At 71.3% G+C, this 19,492-nt stretch carries 11 protein-coding genes; 3 read left to right on the plus strand and 8 right to left on the minus strand.

What is annotated here, in order from left to right; all coding sequences use genetic code 11:
- Nucleotides 1-408: 408 nt before the first annotated feature.
- From treZ to BKA10_RS10160, 8 genes are all read right to left on the minus strand, one after another.
- A complete protein-coding gene (treZ, locus tag BKA10_RS10125) occupies nt 409-2,145 on the minus strand; it encodes a malto-oligosyltrehalose trehalohydrolase (protein WP_183499780.1) in 1,737 nt (578 codons plus the stop codon).
- On the minus strand, nt 2,142-4,535 hold the full coding sequence (gene treY, locus BKA10_RS10130; RefSeq protein ID WP_183499781.1) for a malto-oligosyltrehalose synthase: 2,394 nt from the start codon (nt 4,533-4,535) through the stop codon (nt 2,142-2,144). The genes treZ and treY overlap by 4 nt, the downstream gene beginning before the upstream one ends.
- 37 nt (nt 4,536-4,572) lie before the next feature.
- Nucleotides 4,573-6,774 (minus strand): glycogen debranching protein GlgX, encoded by a 2,202-nt coding sequence (gene glgX / locus BKA10_RS10135; RefSeq protein WP_183499782.1) that lies wholly within the window; start codon nt 6,772-6,774, stop codon nt 4,573-4,575.
- 43 nt (nt 6,775-6,817) lie between these two features.
- Nucleotides 6,818-7,288 carry a glutaminase gene (locus BKA10_RS10140; protein WP_183501153.1) on the minus strand — a complete coding sequence of 157 codons (471 nt, stop codon included), beginning with the start codon at nt 7,286-7,288 and terminating at the stop codon, nt 6,818-6,820.
- 19 nt (nt 7,289-7,307) lie between these two features.
- Nucleotides 7,308-8,504, minus strand: a complete 1,197-nt coding sequence (locus tag BKA10_RS10145; RefSeq protein WP_183499783.1) for a cation:proton antiporter — start codon at nt 8,502-8,504, stop codon at nt 7,308-7,310.
- Between the two features lie 180 nt (nt 8,505-8,684).
- Entirely contained in the window at nt 8,685-9,995 is a 1,311-nt protein-coding gene (xylB, locus tag BKA10_RS10150) for a xylulokinase (RefSeq protein ID WP_183499784.1), read from the minus strand.
- Between the two features lie 224 nt (nt 9,996-10,219).
- Nucleotides 10,220-11,410: a xylose isomerase gene (gene xylA, locus BKA10_RS10155; protein ID WP_183499785.1), complete on the minus strand. Its 1,191-nt coding sequence runs from the start codon at nt 11,408-11,410 to the stop codon at nt 10,220-10,222.
- Between the two features lie 85 nt (nt 11,411-11,495).
- Entirely contained in the window at nt 11,496-13,139 is a 1,644-nt protein-coding gene (locus BKA10_RS10160; RefSeq protein WP_183499786.1) for a glycoside hydrolase family 43 protein, read from the minus strand.
- On the opposite strand from BKA10_RS10160, the gene BKA10_RS10165 reads away from it, so the two are divergent.
- The 3 genes from BKA10_RS10165 to BKA10_RS10175 all read left to right on the plus strand — a co-directional run bounded on the left by BKA10_RS10165 (nt 13,045) and on the right by BKA10_RS10175 (nt 19,247).
- Complete coding sequence (locus BKA10_RS10165) at nt 13,045-13,650, plus strand: mannitol dehydrogenase family protein (RefSeq protein WP_248199333.1); 606 nt, start codon at nt 13,045-13,047, stop codon at nt 13,648-13,650. The genes BKA10_RS10160 and BKA10_RS10165 overlap by 95 nt on opposite strands.
- Before the next feature lie 148 nt (nt 13,651-13,798).
- Nucleotides 13,799-14,806, plus strand: coding sequence for a LacI family DNA-binding transcriptional regulator (locus BKA10_RS10170; protein WP_183499788.1), 1,008 nt, complete (start codon nt 13,799-13,801; stop codon nt 14,804-14,806).
- Nucleotides 14,807-15,113: 307 nt separating this feature from the next.
- Nucleotides 15,114-19,247 (plus strand): endo-1,4-beta-xylanase, encoded by a 4,134-nt coding sequence (locus tag BKA10_RS10175; RefSeq protein WP_183499789.1) that lies wholly within the window; start codon nt 15,114-15,116, stop codon nt 19,245-19,247.
- Nucleotides 19,248-19,492 lie beyond the last annotated feature (245 nt).

Below are 19,492 nucleotides of genomic sequence, written 5' to 3' on the forward strand. Positions count from 1 at the left end.
GGTCTCCGACGGTATCGGCGCGACGGGTGGGCTTGCAGGGGGTTGACACGCCGCGGCGGGTGCGACACGCGGTGCCTCCCGCCGCCGAGGTGGCCGTTCCCCCTCTTTGCCGAGATGGCCGTTCCCACGCCGAGATGGCCGTTCCCCCTCTTTGCCGAGATGGCCGTTCCCACGCCGAGATGGCCGTTCCCACGCCGAGGTGGCCGGCCACCTCGCGGCAAGAGTGGCCACCTCGCGGTAGGAGCGGCCACCTCGCGGTAAGAGCGGCCACCTCGCGGTAAGAGCGGCCACCTCGCGGTAAGAGCGGCCACCTCGCGGTAAGAGTGGCCACCTGGGCGCAAGAGCGGCCACCTCGCGGTAGGAGTGGCCACCTCGGCGCAAGAGTGGCCACCTCGGCGCCCGGGCGGCTCAGCGGGGCGGGCCGGTGACCAGGGCCGCGTCGGGCGGAATGACCCAGGTGCCGCCGACCCGGCCGGGCTCGGCGGTCGCGATCCAGACCTCCTCGCCGGGGCGCGCTGCGACGTGCCACGGCTCGGCCGACAGATTCACGAGCACGCGCGCGGCGCCGCGGTCGAGTTCGAAGCGCCGCCCGCCGGGGGCCTCTGCGGCTGCCGCCCCCCGCTGCCCATGGCGCGGGTCGGTCAGCTCGGGGCGTTCCCGGCGCAGCGCCGCGAGCCGGCGGTGGAGGTCGAGCAGTCGCGCGTGGTCCCCGGCATCCACTTCGTCCCAGTCCAGCTTCGATCGCTCGAACGTCGCCGGGTCGTTCGGGTCGGGGACGAGCGATCCATCCCATCCCATGCGCGCGAACTCCGCCTTGCGGCCGTTCGCGGTCGCGGCGGCCAGCTCGGGCTCGGGATGCGAGGTGAAGAACTGCCAGGGGGTGGATGCGCCCCATTCCTCGCCCATGAAGAGCATCGGCGTGCCCGGAGCGGTGAGGGTGAGGACGGCCGCGATCGCGAGACGGTCGTAGGACAGGGTCGCGCTCAGCCGGTCGCCGGCGGCGCGGTTACCGATCTGGTCGTGGTCCTGGGCGAAGGTGATCAGCTGCCAGCTGGGCACCTCGGGCGGCAGAGGGATGCCGTGGTCGCGGCCCCGGAAGGACGAGCGGGTGCCATCGTGGAAGAACCCGCCGGTCCACACCTTGGGCAGCGCCACGAGTTCGGCGAAGTCGGCGTAGTAGCCGGCCGTCTCGCCGGTGAGCGCGACGTGGACGGCGTGGTGCCAGTCGTCCGACCACTGCGCGGTCAGGCCGTAGCCGCCGGCGGTGCGCGGCAGGATCATGACCGGGTCGTTGAGGTCGCTCTCGGCGATGAGGGTGAGCGGGCGCCCGAGGTGCGCGCTGAGCGCGTCGACGCGTTCGGCGAGCTCGGCCAGGATGTGCTGCGGCTGATCTCCGGACTCGTGCAGGGCGTGGACGGCGTCGAGGCGCAGGCCGTCGACGTGGAAGTCGCCCAGCCACATCAGCGCGTTGTCCACGATGTAGTCGCGGACGGCGCGCTCGTCGAGGTTCACGCTGTCACCCCAGGTGTTGCGGTGCCCGTCGCGCAGGTAGGGGCCGAACTCGGGCAGGTAGTTGCCGGACGGGCCGAGGTGGTTGTAGACGACGTCCTGGATGACGGCGAGGCCACGGCCATGGGCGGCATCGACGAAACGCCGGTAGGCGGCCGGGCCGCCGTACGGTTCGTGCACGGCGTACCAGAGGACGCCGTCATAGCCCCAGTTGTGGGTGCCGTTGAAGGCGTTGACCGGCAGCAGCTCGACGTGTGTGACGCCGAGGTCGACGAGGTGGTCGAGCCTGCCGATGGCGGCGTCGAGGGTGCCCTCGGGGGTGAACGTGCCGATGTGGAGCTCGTAGATGAGGCCCCCGGCGAGCGGGCGACCGTGCCACTGCGCGTCGGTCCAGGCGAAGGATGCCGGATCGACATGCGCGGAGGGGCCGTGGACACCCGCAGGCTGACGGCGCGACCGGGGGTCGGGGCGCAGCTGGTCTGCCTCGCCGAGCACGAACCCGTACTCGTCGCCGTCGGCGAGCGCGACGGGTGATCGCCACCATCCGTCGTCTCCCGTCGCCGTCAGGTCGGCGTCGGGCAGGTCTGGTCGGCGCAGCCGCACGCGCGTGGCATAGGGAGCCCACACCTCGATCATCGGACTCCTTCGGTCAGCAGCGCCACGGGGTAGAGGGACAGCAGGTCGGCCAGCGGGATCTCCGATCCGGTGAACGTGCGGCCGGTCAGCGCATCGACCGTCGGCCCGGCATGTCGCAGCAGCACGGTGTCACCCCAGCCGCCGCGAGCCGCCAGGCCCACCGGCAGGCGAGTCGCCACGGTCAGCGCCCCGCCCCGGTCGAACGCCACCGCGTGGGCGGCAGCCTCACCGACGACCGTCATCGGGGTGTACCGGGTGAACAGCCCCGGCCGGTCGCGGCGCAGCCGCAGCGCGCGCGAGGTGACGAGCAGCTTCGCGGCGCCGGTGTCATCCACCGGGGGCAGCGTGCCGCCGTCGAGGTCGGCGAGCAGGCGTCGCCGCCGCGCGAAGTCCACGGGACGCCGGTTGTCGGGGTCGACGAGCGAGAAGTCCCACAGCTCGCTGCCCTGGTACACGTCGGGCACGCCCGGACCGGTCAGCTGCAGCAGCTTCGCCGCGAGCGAGTTCGACCAGCCGGCCGCCCGGATGTCGCCGGCGAACCCGTTCACGATCGCCACCGCCCGGCCGTGCGCGGCGACGACCACGTCGTGCACGCACTCTTCGAACTCGGCGTCGGGCGCTGCCCACCCGGTGCGCTCGCCCGCCTCGCGCGCGGCCTTGATCGCGTAGGCGTGCAGCCGCCCGGGCGCCGCCGGCCACGCCCCGACGATCGCCTGCCAGAGCAGGCTGTCGAAGGGCCCGTGCCCGGTCGAGGCGATCTCGCGCAGCTGCCCGAGCACGTCGGCCCACCGGCCCGGCACCTCGGCGAGCACGTGCAGCCGGGCGCGGACGTCCTCGCTGCGCTTCGTGTCGTGGGTCGTGAGCGCGGTCATCGCCGCAGGCCACGCGGACTGCCGTCGTGAGAACGCGGCGTGCAGACCGGCGACGTCGAGCGCGAACTCGGACGGGTCGCCGCCGACCTCGTTCAGCGACGTGAGTCGTGTCGATCGGTAGAACGCGGCATCCTCCACGCCCTTCGCCATCACCGGGCCGGTCGTCTGCATGAACCGGCGGGAGAACTCGAGCCCGCCGTCGGCGACCAGCCGCGCGAGCGTGGTCAGCGCATCGGCGAGATCGGGCCGCCGGGCGGTGGCGTCGGCCACCGCGTGGGCGATGTGCTGGTGCCCGGCGGGCAGATACGAGCGGTAGACGGGGAAGGATGCCAGCAGCTCCGCCAGCGCGTCAGCGGCGACACCACCGCCCAGCCCGTCGCGCACAACTGGTGGCAGGCACCGCACGAGTCGCGCGACCTCCGCCGCCTGCGCCGTGGTGGCGACCTCGCGCTTGGTCTCGTGGATGAGGTTCTGCCACCCGGGGAAGACCGGCAGCCCGGTCTCGCGCCGCAGCGCCGCGTCGAGCTCGTCCAGCCGCGCCGCGCCGTCCGGGTCGACGAGCACGCGATCGATCTCGGCGAGCGCGTCGTACCCGGTCGTGCCCTCGGTGGCCCACCACCCCGGCAGCTCTTCACCGCGCTCGAGGATCTTCTCGACCACGACATACGGCGCATCGCCGGGCACCGCCGCTTCGAGCTCCGCCAGGTATCCGCCCGGGTCGGCCAGCCCGTCGGGGTGGTCGATCCGCACCCCGTCGACGAGCCCCTCGCGGAACCAGCGCAGGACCTCGGCGTGGCTCGCCGCTAACACGACCGGGTCTTCGACCCGGACGCCGGCGAGCGTGGTGATCGTGAAGAACCGGCGGTAGTTCAGCACGGCCGCCTCGTCCTGCCAGAACGCGAGCCGCCAGTGCTGACGTTCCAGCACGTCGTGCACGACGGCCGGGTCATCGGTCGATGCGGCCGGCGCCGTCCCCTCCGCGAGCGGCAGCACGAGGTCGTAGTAGCGGGCATGCCCGAACGGCGCAGCGGCGTCCACCCCCGCATCGATCCCCGGCGGCACCACCCGCACTTCGCGCGCGGCGAGGACGTCGTCCAGCGGCATCCCGAGCACCGGCATCCCGATCCCCCCGCCGCCGAAGTCCCAGTCGATGTCGAACGTCCGCGCCCACCGCGACGCGCGACCGCGGGTGAGCACGTCCCACCACCACGGGTTCTCCATCGGGACCGCTACGCCGACGTGGTTCGGCACGATGTCGACCAGCACACCCAGGCCCGCTCGCCGGGCCGCGGCCGCGAACCGCGCCAGCGCCTCGGGCCCGCCGCGCGCGGCATCCACGCGTGTCGGGTCGACGACGTCGTAGCCGTGCTCCGACCCGGTCGCCGCCTGCAGGATCGGCGACAGGTAGGCCCAGCCGACGCCGAGATCGCTCAGGTAGCCGGCGAGGTGAGCGGCGGCATCCAGATCGAACCCTGGACGGATCTGCAATCGGTACGTGGATGCCGGTCGGCCGGCCATCGGTCCTCCTCCATGCCCCGCGCGTCAACGCCGCGCGTCACGCTCCGCCGGGCAGCGTGGGCGTGATCGTGTCGACCGGTCCGGTGCGTGCGGCCAGTGACGCGGCGACCGAGTGGTCGACCTCGGGCTCGTTCTCCTCGTGGTCGCGCAGGACCACGAGCGACTTGGCCGCCAGCGTGAGGATCTCGCCGCCGGCGAACGGCTCGTGGTCGGTGTCCTCGCCGGAGGTGTCGATGATGACCTCCCAGCGCGGGCTCGGCTCCACGCCGGGGATGGTGAAGTCCACGGCATCCGTCCCCGCGTTGAAGAGGATCACGAAGTGCCGGTCGTGGATCTCCTGCCCGCGCCGGTCACGCTCGCGGATGCCGTCGCCGTTGAGGAAGACCCCGATCGCGCGCCCGAAACCGGAGTCCCAGTCCTCGGGTTGCATCGCGGTGCCGTCGGGGCGGATCCAGCCGATGTCGGGCACCGGCGCGCCCTCGTCGCGCCGCACCGGACGACCGTCGAAGAAGCGGCTGCGCCGGAATGTGGGATGGTCGCGGCGCAGCCCCGCGACTGCGGCGGTGAACTCGATCAAGGGCTTGTCGGCGCTGTCCCAGTGCACCCAGGTCAGCTCGTTGTCCTGCGCGTAACCGTTGTTGTTGCCCTGCTGCGTGCGGCCGAGCTCGTCGCCGTGCGACAGCATCGGCACGCCCTGGCTCAGCAGCAGCGTCGCGAGGAAGTTGCGCTGCTGCCGCGCGCGCACCGTGAGGATCTCGGGGTCGTCGGTGGGTCCTTCGACGCCGTGGTTGTCGGAGCGGTTGTGCGACTCGCCGTCGCGGCCCTCCTCGCCGTTCGCGTCGTTGTGCTTCTCGTTGTACGAGACGAGGTCGCGCAGCGTGAATCCGTCGTGGGCGGTCACGAAGTTGACGGATGCCACGGGACGTCGCCCGGAGTGCTCGTACAGGTCGGCGGAGCCCGTGATGCGCGACGCGAATTCGCCCAGCGTCGCGGGCTCGCCGCGCCACAGGTCGCGGACGGTGTCACGGTACTTCCCGTTCCACTCCGCCCACTGCGGTGGGAAGTTGCCGACCTGGTAGCCGCCGGGGCCGATGTCCCACGGCTCGGCGATGAGCTTGACCTGCGAGACCACCGGGTCCTGCTGCACGAGCTCGAAGAACGTGGCGAGGCGATCGACCTCGTAGAACTCTCGGGCGAGGGTGGCGGCCAGGTCGAAGCGGAACCCGTCGACGTGCATGTCGAGCACCCAGTAGCGCAGCGAGTCCATGATCAGCTGGAGCGTGTGCGGGCTGCCGACGTTGAGGCTGTTGCCGGTGCCGGTGTAGTCGGTGTAGTACCGCTTGTCGTCGTCTTCGAGCCGGTAGTAGGCGATGTTGTCGATGCCCTTCATCGACAGCATCGGGCCGAGGTGGTTGCCTTCGGCGGTGTGGTTGTAGACGACGTCGAGGATGACCTCGATCCCGGCGGCGTGCAGCGAGCGCACCATGCCCTTGAACTCGTGCACCTGCTGGCCGCGGCGGGTGCCCATCGCGTAGGTGTTCTGCGGGGCGAGGAAGGCGATCGTGTTGTAGCCCCAGTAGTTCGACAGCCCCTTCTCCTGCAGGGTCGAATCGTTGATGAACTGGTGCACCGGCATGAGCTCGATCGCGGTGACGCCGAGCTTCCGGAGGTGCTCGATGATCACCGGATGCCCGATCGCGCTGTACGTGCCGCGGATCTCTTCGGGGATGTCGGGGTGCAACTGGGTGAGCCCCTTCACGTGCGCCTCGTAGATGAGGGTCTCCGACAGCGGCGTCTTCGGCGCACGATCGCCCGCCCAGTCGAAGTACGGGTTGACGACCACGCCCTTCATCATGTGCGCGGCCGAGTCGTCGTCGTTGCGCGTGTCGGGGTCGCCGAACTGGTAGCCGAAGACCTCCTGGCCCCACTCCACTTGCCCGTCGACGGCCTTCGCGTACGGGTCGAGGAGCAGCTTGTTCGGATTGAACCGCAGCCCCTGGGCGGGGTCGTGCGGCCCGTGCACCCGGTAGCCGTAGCGCTGCCCGGGCTGAACCGTCGGCAGGTACGCGTGCCACACGTACGCGTCGACGTCGCGCAGGTCGACCCGTGTCTCGACGCCGTCGCCGTCGAACAGGCACAGCTCGACGCGCTCGGCTCCCTCGCTGAACAGCGCGAAGTTGGTGCCGTTGCCGTCGAAAGTCGCACCCAGCGGGTACGCGGTTCCCGGCCATTCCAGCATGCGGACCTCCCGTGCTCTGGAGTCAGACTACTGCCCGCCGCCGTCAGCGAAGGGCGAGCTGCTCGTCCAGGTAGTCGGCCAGCGGACGGGTGCCGCCGGCGGTGTTCCAGCGCACGTGCGGCACCCCGGCGACGATCAGGAGGGGGTCGGATGCCGCTGCGGCAGCCACCGCGGACAGGTCGAGTTCCCGCCACCCGACGTGGACCGTCTCACCCTCGGCGAACCCGCCCCGGTGTGCGGCGGCGGCACGATCGGAGCGTTCGCGCTGCGACTGGGCCGTGAACCCGCGGATCGCATCGTGCCGCGCCCGCAGCACCTCGCCGGTGGCGAAGACCTGCTCGTCGCCGATCAGCAGCACCCCGAGATGCCAGGCCTCGCCGACCGGGACGATGCGCGGCGCCCGCCCGATGCCGAACACGCGCCGCGACTCGACGAGCTCGCCCAGCCGCACGCGCGGCGACCCCGCCAGCCGCGTGCGTGCGGCAGCGATGAGAGTCGAGGCACCGGCATCCATCACCGGACCATTGTCCGGCTCACGCGTGGTCGTCGGCGAGTTCCGCCGACGTCGAGCGTTCGCCGCGCAGCGACATCGCGATGAGGGGGAACAGCAGCACCGACAGCATGCCGGCACCGACGAGCACCGATGCGGCGGCGCTGGAGAGCAGCCCCTCGTCGACGCCGATGGCGGTGACGGCGACGATGATCGGCAGGCCGGTCGCGCCCAGGAGCATGATCGACAGCCGGTCGCGGCCGGTCGACCCTTCGGGGGCGGCGAGCATCGAGGGCAGGCCGCGGACCACCAGCAGCACGATCAAGACGACCGGGACCATCGCGAGCAGGATCGGGTCGTCCAGCAGCGACTTCAGATCGAACGTGACGCCGGTGTAGATGAAGAACAGCGGCACGAGGAAGCCGAACGCGAGCGCCTCGACCTTACTCTCGACCACCTCCTGCGCATCGGCGTCGGCGTCGCGCATGAGCAGGCGCCAGACGATGCCGGCCGCGAATGCGCCGAGCAGGATGTCGAGGTCGAGCACGGCGCTGAGCCCCACGAGGGCGATGAGGATCAGCATCACGACCCGGACGGCGAACTGCCCGGAGGTGTGCAGCGTCGCGGTCACGAACGCGTGCAGGCGGCCCTGCGGTGCCTTGAGCGCGTACCAGATCGCGGCGGCGGCGATCACGAGGAAACCGGCGAGCACGAGGGTTGCGACGCCGGGGTTGCGCCCGCCCAGCAGCACCGAGATGGCCACCAGCGGACCGAACTCGCCGACCGCGCCCAGGGCGCCGACGGCGCGGCCGAATGGAGTGCGCATCTCGCCGGCGTCGCGCAGAATCGGCAGGAGCGTGCCGAGCGCGGTGGATGCCAGGGCGACGCCGATGACGATCGCTCCTTCGCCCGGGACGAGGACCCAGCCCAGCGCCGTGCCGGCCACGATGCTGATGAGCCAGCCGCCGATCGCGCGGCCGCCGGTGCGTCCCCGCAGGGCGGAGAACTCGATCTCGGTGCCGGCCACGAAGAACAGCATCGCCAGGCCGAGCTCTGAGAGCAGGTCGATGAACTCGGAGGGCTGCGCCCAGCCCAGCAGGCTCGGGCCGACGACGATGCCCAGCACGAGCTCGAACACCACGACCGGAATGCGCAACCACGGGCCGATCGCGCGGGCCGCCAGCGGAGCGAGCACGGCCAGCAGCGGGATCAGTACGAACGTGCTGGAGAAGTGTTCCACGCCGAAAGACTAGACCGCGGGCGGTGCGGCGCGCGGGCGGTGCGGCGCGCGGGTTGGTGCGGCGCGCGGGTTGGTGCGGGCGGTGCGGCGCACGGGCGGTGCGGGCGGTGCGGCGCGCGGGCGGTGCGGCGCGCGGGCGGTGCGGGTCGCGGGTTCGCCGGCACCTCGGCCCGGCGGGCGTCAGGACGTGGCGAGGACGCGAGCGGCCTGGCGCGCGGCGCCCAGCGCCACGTACTCGGCCGGCGCGGGCACCTCGACCGGAACGCCCAGCACCTGCGGGGCGATCTCCCGGACGGCATCGGACTGCGCGCCGCCGCCGATCAGCAGCGCACGCTCGATCGGCACACCGAGCTCGCGCACCGCGTCGAGCCCCGCGGCGAGTCCGGACAGCATGCCCTCGACGGCCGCGCGGGCGAGATTCTCTCGGGTGGTGGATGCCAGGGTCATGCCGGTCAGCTCGGCCGTGGCGTCGGGCAGGTTCGGGGTGCGTTCGCCCTCGAAGTACGGGACGAGCGTCAGCCCGCCGGCACCGGGCTGCGCGGCGAGCGCGAGCCGGCTGAGTTCGGTATGGCCGACGCCGAGCAGGCGACCGATCGCGTCGAGCACGCGGGCGGCGTTGAGGGTCGCGACGAGCGGAAGGAAGTGGCCGTCGGCCGACGCGAAGCCCGCGACGCTGCCGGTCGGGTCGATCGTGCGGTGCTCGCTGACGGCGAAGACGGTGCCGCTCGTGCCGATCGACACGACGACGTCACCGGGGCCCGCGCCCACTCCCAGGGCGGCGGCGGCGTTGTCGCCCGCGCCAGGACCGACGCGGCGTCCGGCCTCGTCGAGCACGAACTCGTCGGGGCCGAGCACGCGCGGGAGACCCGCATCGTGGCCGAGCGCGGCGATCAGCAGATCGCGGTCGTAGTCGCCGGTCTCGGGGTTCCAGTACCCGGTGCCCGAGGCGTCGGACCGGTCGGTCACCAGCTCGTCGAGGCCCGGGCTCTCTGCGCCGCCGGGCGCCACCGGGCCGAACCCGCGCATCCGCCAGGTGAGCCAGTCGTGCGGCAGCGCGACGGCCGCGACGCGCGCCGCATTCTCGGGCTCGTTGTCGCGCAGCCAGCGCAGTTTGGTGATGGTGAAGGATGCCACGGGCACGACGCCGCTGCGCTGCGCGAGCTGCTCCGCACCGAACTCGGCGATGAGGTCGGCCGCCGCACCGGCCGAGCGGGTGTCGTTCCACAGCAGCGCGTCACGGATGACCCGGCCGTCGACGTCGAGCGCCACCATGCCGTGCTGCTGACCCCCGATCGCCCACGCGTCCACGTCGTCGAGGCCACCGGCATCCACGATCGCGTCTTGCAGCGCCGTCCACCATGCTTCGGGGTCGACCGAGGTGCCGTCGGGGTGCGTGGCACGGCCGGTGCGCACGATCTCGCCGGTCTCGGCGTCGTAGACGACGACCTTGCACGACTGCGTCGACGAGTCGACGCCCATCACGAGTGCCATGCCGGCATCCTCTCTCTCATTCCTCCACGCCCCTCCCCCCGCGCCCCTCCCCCGCGCCCCTCCCCCCACGATCCTTCCCCGCGAGAGAACAACGGGCGGACGAGAGAACGGTTGTTACCCGTTCTCTCGGCCGCGAGTTGTTCTCTCGCCGACGAGGGCGGCCGACGAGGGTGGGCGACGACGGCGGGCGACGTGGGGGGCGGCGGCGATGTCAGCGGGTCGGGTCAGCCGCGGGCGCCGAGCAGGTGCTCGGTGGCCAGCTGCTGCAGCCGCACGAAGCCGAAGCCCTTGCCGCCGAAGTAGGCGTTCGGATCGAAGTCCTCGTACGCCGACCGGTCGGCGAGGAAGTCGTCGTAGCTCTCGCCCTCGGCCAGGGTCGGGGTCGACAGCTCGTCGACGCGGGCGGCTGCCAGGGCCTCCTGCACCTCGGGGTCGGCGCGGAACGCCGCGGCCCGCTCCTTGAGCAGCAGGTAGGTGCGCATGTTGGCGGCGGCCGAGTCCCAGACACCCTTCTCGTCCTCGGTGCGGCTGGGCTTGTAGTCGAAGTGGCGGGGGCCCTCGTAGGCCGGAACGCCGCCGGGGCCGCCGTTCTCGAGCAGGTCGACGAGGGCGAACGCGTTGTGCAGGTCGCCGTGGCCGAACACGAGGTCCTGGTCGTACTTGATGCCGCGCTGACCGTTGAGGTCGATGTGGAAGAGCTTGCCGTGGTACAGCGCCTGCGCGATGCCGGCGGCGAAGTTCAGGCCCGCCATCTGCTCGTGGCCGACCTCGGGGTTCAGGCCCACCAGTTCGGGGCGCTCGAGCGAGTCGATGAACGCGATCGCGTGGCCGAGCGTGGGCAGCAGGATGTCGCCGCGGGGCTCGTTGGGCTTCGGCTCGATCGCGAAGCGGATGTCGTAGCCGCGGTCGGTGACGTAGTCGCCGAGCAGGTTCACGGCCTCGCGGTAGCGTTCGAGAGCGGCGCGGATGTCCTTGGCCGAGTCGTACTCGGCGCCTTCGCGGCCACCCCACATGACGAAGGTCTTGGCACCGAGCTCGGCGCCGAGGTCGAGCTGGCGGAACACCTTGCGCAGCGCGAACCGGCGCACATCGCGGTCGTTCGAGGTGAAGCCGCCGTCCTTGAAGACCGGGGCCGAGAAGAGGTTCGTGGTGACCATCGGCACGATCAGGCCGGTGTCGGCCAGCGCGCCTTTGAGGCGGTCGATCTGCGTCTGGCGCTGGGCATCGGTCGAGCCGAAGGCGAACAGGTCGTCGTCGTGGAAGGTGAGGCCGTAGGCGCCGAGCTCTGCGAGCTTCTCGACGGCGTGCACGACGTCGAGCGCGGGGCGGGTAGGGCCGCCGAACGGGTCGGCGCCGTTGTAGCCGACGGTCCAGAGGCCGAACGAGAACTTGTCTGCGGGGGTGGGGGTGGGCATGACGCTCCTTAACGCGGGCTCCGGAGAATTGTTGTTGGACACAACCTATATCATCCGCGGCGATCCGTCCACTCTGGAATCTCGCTCAGGGAGCGACTCGCAGTGTGACGTGATCGACGTCGACCACACCGTCGCCGACCGCCATGACACCGATCCAGCTGCCCACGAACATGCTCGGCCGCCCCGACGCCAGCGGGCGCAGATCGACCTCGCCGAGGTGGGTGTCGCCGATCGTGAGACGAGCCGTCAGCCCGTCGACGTCGATCGCGAGGTCGATCCCTTCCGTATGGATGCCGGAGACCTCACCCACGGTCATCTCGACCCCGTCGTCGGCGAGCACGGCTCTGCCCACCCCGCGGCGATCGACCGTGAGCTCGAGGTAGGCGGACTCGGAGGTGCGCAGGAGGAGCCCCCCGCGCACGGCACCGGCGAGTTCGATGCGCGCGGCCGCGTGCGTCCGGTGATCGGGCAGGCGGCGGCCGAGAAACGCGAGCGGCCCCAGACCCGAAGGCTCGGTCGGCGTCGCGGTCAGCCGCACGTACCCGGGGCGCGCCACGGTGTCGGCGAACGTGTCGGGCAGGATGCGTGGCGCCGTCCATGCCGGGTCGAGGACGGGTGCGTCGAAGTCGTCGCGGTACTCGGTCGGAGCCGGCTGCTGGTCGGGCACCCCCTCGGCCGCCATGGCCGGCTCCACCCGCCCGGACCCGGGAGCGAACAGGGGCTGCCGGTGTTCCCACTCGACCGGCACGAGATGCGTCTGCCGGCCGAGCAGGCCGTTCTCTCCGTCGATCGTCTGGATGCCGAGCATCGTCGACCACCAGCGCCCGTCCGGCGCTTCGACCAGGTCGGCGTGCCCGACGTCGGCGATGGGCACACGGTCGCCGAGGTCGCGGTGGGTGAGCCGCGGGTTGCCCGGGTCGCCGACGTAGGGGCCGGCGATGTCGTCAGCGTAGGCGACGCAGACCGCGTGATTGCGATTGGTGCCACCCTCGGCGGCCACGAGCATCCACCCGCCGCCCGGCCGCGCGATGATGTGCGGCCCCTCGGCCCAGACGGCGCGGGCGGACGCACCGCGCCAGATCTCGCGCACCTCGCCGATGGGCGCGAGGGTCGCGGGGTCGAGCTCGGTCAGCCAGATGTCGGTCTGCCCGGGCCAGAGGCCGGGCTGCGCGAGCCGGTTGCCGCACAGCCAGACCCGGTCGCCGTCGAACGTCAGCGACGGGTCGATGCCGTCGAAGCCCTCGAACCATGTCGGCTCCGACCACGGCCCCTCCGGCTCGGTCGCGGTGACGACGAAGTGCCCCGCCCGGCCGGGCCACGACGGCTCTCCGTCGACGACCGGCGACACCACGGTGCACACGACGTAGAACGTGCCGTCGTGGTGGCGGATGGTCGGCGCGTAGAGGCCCTTCGACGAGGGGATGCCGGACAGGTCGAGCTGACCGGGACGGTGGATAGCGTGCCCGATCGGCACCCAGTCGACGAGGTTCGTCGAGCGGTGGATCGGCAGTCCGGGAAGGTACTCGAACGTCGACGTGACGAGGTAGTAGTAGTCCCCGACGCGGCAGATGCTCGGGTCGGGGTGGCAGCCGGGCAGGATCGGGTTGCGATAGCGGTACGACGCGGCGCCCGTGGTGACCGAGCCATTCTCGGACTGGACGCTCAGCGGCGACTTCCCTGCGGGACGGCCCGCGTGGGAAGCGGCCGGCGCGCGGTTCGTCGAAGACATCGAACCGTTCGAGCAGCGCAAGCTCCTGCTCCTGAACGGCGGGCACCTGCAGCTCGCCTTCCACGGCCTGACGCGCGGGCTCGCCACGATCGCCGACGCCGTCGCCGATCCGGTGTGCCGGCGTGCGCTCGAGCAGTTCTGGGACGAGGCCGTCCGCACCGTCGGACCGGAGGTGGATGCCGTGCCGTACTGCGCGGCACTGCTCGACCGGTTCCGCAATCCGCGGATCGCGCATCGGCTCGACCAGATCGCCGTGGACACCGTGACGAAGCTCCGGCTGAGGGTGCTTCCGGTCGTTCGACGCGAGCTGACGGCGGGGCGGGATGCCGGGGGTGCGCTCTCGGTGATCCGCGCGTGGCGGCAGGTCCTCGAGCAGGGAGTGCTGGCCGATGGACCCGCGACAGCCGCGCCCGAGGAGGCACTGACGTCGCTCGTCTCGGGTGTCTCCGGCGAGCATGCCGCAGTGATCCGCGGCGCGGCGAGCCGGATGCCGTCAACATCGACGGCCTGACCGCGCACCTGCGTACACTTGCTCGAAAGTTCTCGAGGAGCGTCTGCAAGACGGGATCGAAAGTATCGTCGTGCTGGACGAAACTCGTGCCATAATCAGGACGTCGCGCTGAACCGGCGCGCCGACACCAGCCCCACGGAGTCACTGCATGACGCCCACGACCAGGGTCACCCTTGCCGAGATCGCGGCGGAAGCCGGCGTCTCGCTCGCCACGATGTCGAAGGTCCTCAACGGCCGCACCGACGTCGCACCGGCGACTCGCGCGCGGCTCGAGGAGCACCTGAACCGCCACGGCTACACGCGGCGCAACTCTGCACAGCGCTCGGAAACGCTCGAACTCGTCTTCCACGAGCTCGAGTCGAGCTGGTCGATGGAGGTCATCGCGGGCGTCGAGACTGCGGTGCACGCCGCAGGCCTGTCGGTCGTGCTGACCGTCAGCGGCGACCGGCACGCCCCCTCGCCCGACTGGATCGACGGCGTGCTGCGGCGACGCCCTGTCGGCGTCGTGCTCGTGTTCTCGGACCTCGCCCGCGCACATCGCGAGAAGCTGCGTTCCCGCGGCGTCCCCTTCGCGATCGTCGACCCGGCCGGAGACCCGGCGCCGGATGTGCCGTCGGTGGGCTCGGCGAACTGGTCGGGCGGCGTCATGGCGACCCGCCACCTCATCGAACTCGGACACCGTCGCATCGCGGCCATCACGGGGCCGGAGGACATGATGTGCTCGCTCGCGCGAGTGGACGGCTACCGCTCGGCGATGAACGCGGCGAACCTCCCGATCGATCCGCGCTGGATCCGCTTCGGCGACTTCCACCCCACCGGCGGCGAGACGCACGGCCGCGACCTGCTAGCCGGACCCGACCGCCCGACGGCGATCTTCGCAGGCAGCGACCTGCAGGCGCTCGGGGTCATCGCCGCGGCGCGGGCGGCCGGCCTGAGCGTGCCGGGGGACCTCTCGGTGGTCGGGTACGACGACATCGCGCTCGCACGATGGCTGAGCCCGCAGCTCACGACGGTGCACCAGCCGCTGCGCCGCATGGGCGAGGAAGCCGCGCGACTGGTGCTCCGGCTCGCGGAGGGCGAGACCGTCGACACGCTCCGGATGGATCTCGCCACACACCTCGTGGTTCGCGGCAGCACCGCACCCGTTCCCGCCTGATCCCCGCGCACCTCGGACGTCGTCTCCGGTGCACGGTGGCCACCTCGAGCGCTCCGTGGCCACCTCGAGTTGCATGTGGCCGCCTCGAGTTACATGTGGCCACCTCGAGTTGCGCGTGGCCACCTCGAGTTGCATGTGGCCACCTCGAGTGCGCGATGGCCACCTCGAGTGCGCTCGAGAGGCGGTCACGCGCGCGGGCGAAACTTGCGGCTGAGTTTCGTAACAGTTGCGTAACGGCCTACGTCGTTGTCAACGTTTTCAGATTAGTTTTCGAAGACGACAAATACTCGCGCAAAGGAGCGCCTCCGTGAGAACCCGAACGTCCCGCGTCCTCTCCGCCCTCATCGCCGCGACGGCGCTCGCACTCGCTCCGGTCGTGGCGCCGGCCGCCGTCGCAGCACCGGCGCCTTCTGAGCCGCCCGTTCCCGAGGGGCACGCCGTCGTCTCGTGGAGCGATTTCGAGGGCGCCGGCGTCGACCCGTGGACGGTGCGAGGCTCCGGCACGCTCGCCCTCGACGCCGATGCGCACTCCGGTGCGCAGGCGCTGAAGATCACCGGGCGTACGGCGAGCTGGAACGGCCCGGCGCTCCCCGGCTCGCTTCTGGCAGAAGGCACCTATCACGTCTCCGGCTGGGTCAAGCTCGCCGCCGGTCAGACCCCCGCCGAGCTCAATTTCGGCGTCAACCAGCCCGGTGCCGGCAACGAGTACCCCTGGGTCGGTTCGCGCACCGCGGTGACCGACGCAGAGTGGGTCGAGCTGGCCGGCGACTTCACCGTCGACCCCGACCATCTGCCCACTGCGCTGTATCTCGAGTCCACGAGCGCGACCGCCGAGTTCCTGGTCGACGACGTGCTCATCAGCCAAGCGGCCCCCGAGACCTGCGAGCCGACCGTGACACCGGTCGTCAGCGCCGACTTCACCGACGCCGCACTGCCCGCCGAGCTCCGTCAGAGCGGCGGTGGCGCGGGCACGCTCACCTTTGCCGACGGGGCGCTCATGGTCAACGACCGCGACGCCGACTACGTGGGGATCGAAACGGTGCCGGGGCTCCTCGAGACCGGGACGGAGTACACGGTCAGCGCCAAAGTGAAGCTCGCGCCCGAGACGCCGGCGACGCAAGCACGGTGGATCGGCTTCCCCGGCTACAACTGGGTCGGAAACGCCGACGTGACCGCCGGCGATTGGACGACGATCACCGGGACCTGGGTCTCCCCCACCGCCGACGATCCCTCGACGATCCGGTTCTACATCGGCACGCAGGACATCACCGGCGTCGCCGCCTACACCTACCTCGTCGACGACGTCCTCATCACCGCCACGGTCGACGAGTGCGACGAAGGCCCGGCGCAGGAGCCCGGCACGGTCCTCATCGACGAGGACTTCGAGGACGAGGACCTCGGCGGCTGGTTCGCCCGCCAGGGTGGCGATTCCACGAACCCGACGGTGAGCGTCGTCGCCGGCGGCGCTGCCGGCACCGGCTTCGCGGCGCAGGTCTCCGACCGCACCCACGAGGGCGACGGCGTTCAGTTCGACGTCAAGGACGTGCTGCTTCCCGGTGAGACCTACGAGCTCGAGGCCTACGTGCGGTTCGCACCCGGCGCGGAGGTCGGCCGCGGCCTGACCGTCTCGATGCGCACCGTCACCGGCACCTCGCAGGCCTTCGGCAACCTGATCCAGGTCGAAGACGCGACCGCGACGGGCTGGACGAAGGTCGCCGGCCGGTTCACGGTGCCGAGCTACGACACGAACGCGGAGCTGTACGTCGAAGCGCGCTACAACAGCGGCAACACGTCCACCTTCCTCGTCGATGAGATCACGGTGCGGGTGCCCGAGCCCGACCTGGTCGACACGAGCCTGGTGCCCGTGAAGGACACCGTGGACTTCCCCGCCGGCGTCGCGATCGACTCCCGCGAGACCACCGGAGCGGCCGCCGAGCTGCTGCTGCACCACTTCGACCAGATCACTCCCGAGAACCACATGAAGGTCGAGGCCTGGTATGACGCGGACGGCGACTTCCAGCGTCACGCCGAGGCCACGGCCCTGCTCGACTTCGCGCAGGCCAACGAGCTCGGTCTCTACGGGCACGTGCTGGTGTGGCATTCGCAGACACCGGACTGGTTCTTCCAGGACGACACCGGCCGCGAGCTGACGGCGTCCGACGCCGACAAGCAGCTCCTGCGCGACCGCCTGGCCCGGCACATCGACGACATCGCGAGCTCCATCGCCGCTGAGTACGGCCCGTACGGCTCGGACACCAACCCGATCATCGGCTGGGACGTCGTCAACGAGGTCGTCGCCGACCAGACCACCTCCGACGGACTCCGCACGAGCCGCTGGTACCAGGTGCTCGGCGAGGAGTACATCCACCTGGCGTTCGAGCTGGCCGACGCGGCCTTCAACGAGACATATGCCGCAGACGGCATTGACCGTCCGGTGAAGCTGTTCATCAACGACTACAACACCGAGCAGGATCGCAAGGGCGCGCAGTACGAAGCGCTCGTGAAGAGGCTGCTGGATGCCGGGGTCCCCCTCGACGGGGTCGGCCACCAGTTCCACGTGTCGATCAACACCGCCATCGCCTCGCTCGACGCGGCGCTGGACCGCTTCGAGGGTCTCGGACTGCTGCAGGAGGTCACCGAGCTCGACGTCACGATCAATCCGGCGACCGAGCCCAACCTCATCCGCCAGGGTCACTTCTACCGCGACGTGTTCACCCTGCTGCGCGACTACGACGCGTCCGCACCGGCGGAAGAGAAGATCTTCGCCGCGACGGTGTGGGGACTCACCGACACCCGCTCGTGGCGCGCCGAGCAGCAGCCGCTCCTGTTCACCGGCGACCTGCAGGCCAAGCCCGCCTACTTCGGCGCGGTCGATGACGCCGACGGGCTGCCGGCCCTGGTGACGACCGCGAACGTGTTCGGCGGCGACGTCGCGCTGGAAGACGGCTTCACCGACGCGATCGAGTGGAAGAACCTCCCCGAGAACCCGCTGACCTCGGATGCCGGGGGCTTCCAGACCCGCTGGAACGACGATCACCTGACGGTGCTCGTGCGCACCACGGCGGACCCCGAGCGGATCGAGTTCACCTACGGTGACCAGGAGCTCTTCTACGAGGAGGGGGTCGCCGGCTCGGTCGCCGGCATCCACTCCGCCGTCGGCGGACAGCACTTCATCGCGGTGCACCTGCCGCACGAGGGCGCCGCCGTCGGGTCATCCACCACGTTCGACGTGCGGGTGATCGCCGCGGGCGTGGTCGCCGGGGCGTGGAACTCACCCGGCGCGACCGGTCGGCTCACGTTCCTCGAGCCGCTGTCGTTCCTGGAGATCCCGCAGCTGCCGGCGCCGACCGTCGACGGGACCGTCGACGACGCATGGGCCGATGCGGCGGTCGTCACCACCGCGCGGACCGTGGAGGGCAGCGCCGAGGGCGCGAAGGCGCAGGTGCGCACGCTCTGGGACGACCAGCGGCTGTACGTCCTGTTCGACGTGACCGACCCCGTCATCGACAGCAGCAACAGCGACCCCTGGAACCAGGACTCGGTCGAGCTGTTCCTCGACCTGGGCAACTCGAAGTCGGGCCCCTACGGTCCGAACGACACGCAGATCCGCGTGACGCTCGACGGCGCCCTGTCGTTCGGGACGGGGGATGCCGCGGCGCAGGCCGCGCGGGTCGCCGAGCGCGCCACGGCGCTGACCGATACCGGATACGTCGTCGAGCTGGCGGTCGAGCTGGTCGGCCAGTCCGGCGGCCAGAGCGATGTGCCGCTGGGCGGGCTCGACACCTTCCACGGCATCGACTTCCAGGTCAACGACGGTCGAGACGGTGCACGGTACGCCGTGCATACCTGGGCCGAGCCGACGGGCACGGGCTACCAGAACACCGCACGGTGGGGTGCCGCGCAGCTCGTGGCCGCGGACGACGGTGAGCCTGGGGAACCGGGCGAACCCGGAGAACCTGGCGAGCCCGGTGAGCCCGGCGAGCCCGGCGAGCCCGGTGAGCCCGGTGAGCCCGGTCAACCTGGCGAGCCCGGGGAACCGGGAGAAACCGGGGCCGCGTGGGCCACGGTCGACGTCGGCACGGGTCGCGTCGAACAGGGCGGCACGCTGCCCGTGACCCTCACCGGCCTGGAGCCGGGTCAGCAGGTCTCGGCCACGCTGTTCAGCGACCCGATCGTGATCACCGGCATCCCGGCCGCGGACGCCACTGGGCGGACCGCGTTCACCGTGGCGATCCCGGCGGATCTGCCGCTGGGCACGCATACCCTCGTGATCGAGTCGGGCGATCTCGACGCGATCAGCGTCACCGTCACCGTCGTCGCCCCCGGTCAGCTGGCGGTCACCGGGGCCCAGGTGCCGTGGGGCATCGCGCTCGCGGCTGCCGTGCTGCTCACGCTCGGCGGCCTGCTGGTGTACCTCCGCCCCCGCAGCCGGATGAGCTGACCCGAACAGCTCATCCTCGGGGCCCGCGGCACAGCGCCGCGGGCCCCTTCGGACGTGTGCGCGGCGTCGCGCCCGGCAACGTTGGTTCAGGCGGGACCACATCCCGGCATCCAATTACACCGGCGATCACGCGCTCAGCAGTCGCTTCGGAACAGTCCGCTGGGCGCACACTGTGCGCAACCGACTGGCGAACCGGGCACACCGAACCCGGGGCACACCGAACCGGGGCACACCGAACCCTCGGC

This window comes from Microbacterium invictum (assembly GCF_014197265.1).
In the GTDB taxonomy this organism is placed as follows: domain Bacteria; phylum Actinomycetota; class Actinomycetes; order Actinomycetales; family Microbacteriaceae; genus Microbacterium; species Microbacterium invictum.

Coding starts and splice junctions, on each gene's coding strand:
- treY (WP_183499781.1), bottom strand. CDS start 4,535: ATGGCCGGCCGACCGGCATCCACGTACCGATTGCAGATCCGTCCAGGG.
- glgX (WP_183499782.1), bottom strand. CDS start 6,774: ATGCTGGAATGGCCGGGAACCGCGTACCCGCTGGGTGCGACTTTCGAC.
- BKA10_RS10170 (WP_183499788.1), top strand. CDS start 13,799: ATGACGCCCACGACCAGGGTCACCCTTGCCGAGATCGCGGCGGAAGCC.
- treZ (WP_183499780.1), bottom strand. CDS start 2,145: ATGATCGAGGTGTGGGCTCCCTATGCCACGCGCGTGCGGCTGCGCCGA.
- xylB (WP_183499784.1), bottom strand. CDS start 9,995: ATGGCACTCGTGATGGGCGTCGACTCGTCGACGCAGTCGTGCAAGGTC.
- BKA10_RS10140 (WP_183501153.1), bottom strand. CDS start 7,288: ATGGATGCCGGTGCCTCGACTCTCATCGCTGCCGCACGCACGCGGCTG.
- BKA10_RS10160 (WP_183499786.1), bottom strand. CDS start 13,139: ATGTCTTCGACGAACCGCGCGCCGGCCGCTTCCCACGCGGGCCGTCCC.
- xylA (WP_183499785.1), bottom strand. CDS start 11,410: ATGCCCACCCCCACCCCCGCAGACAAGTTCTCGTTCGGCCTCTGGACC.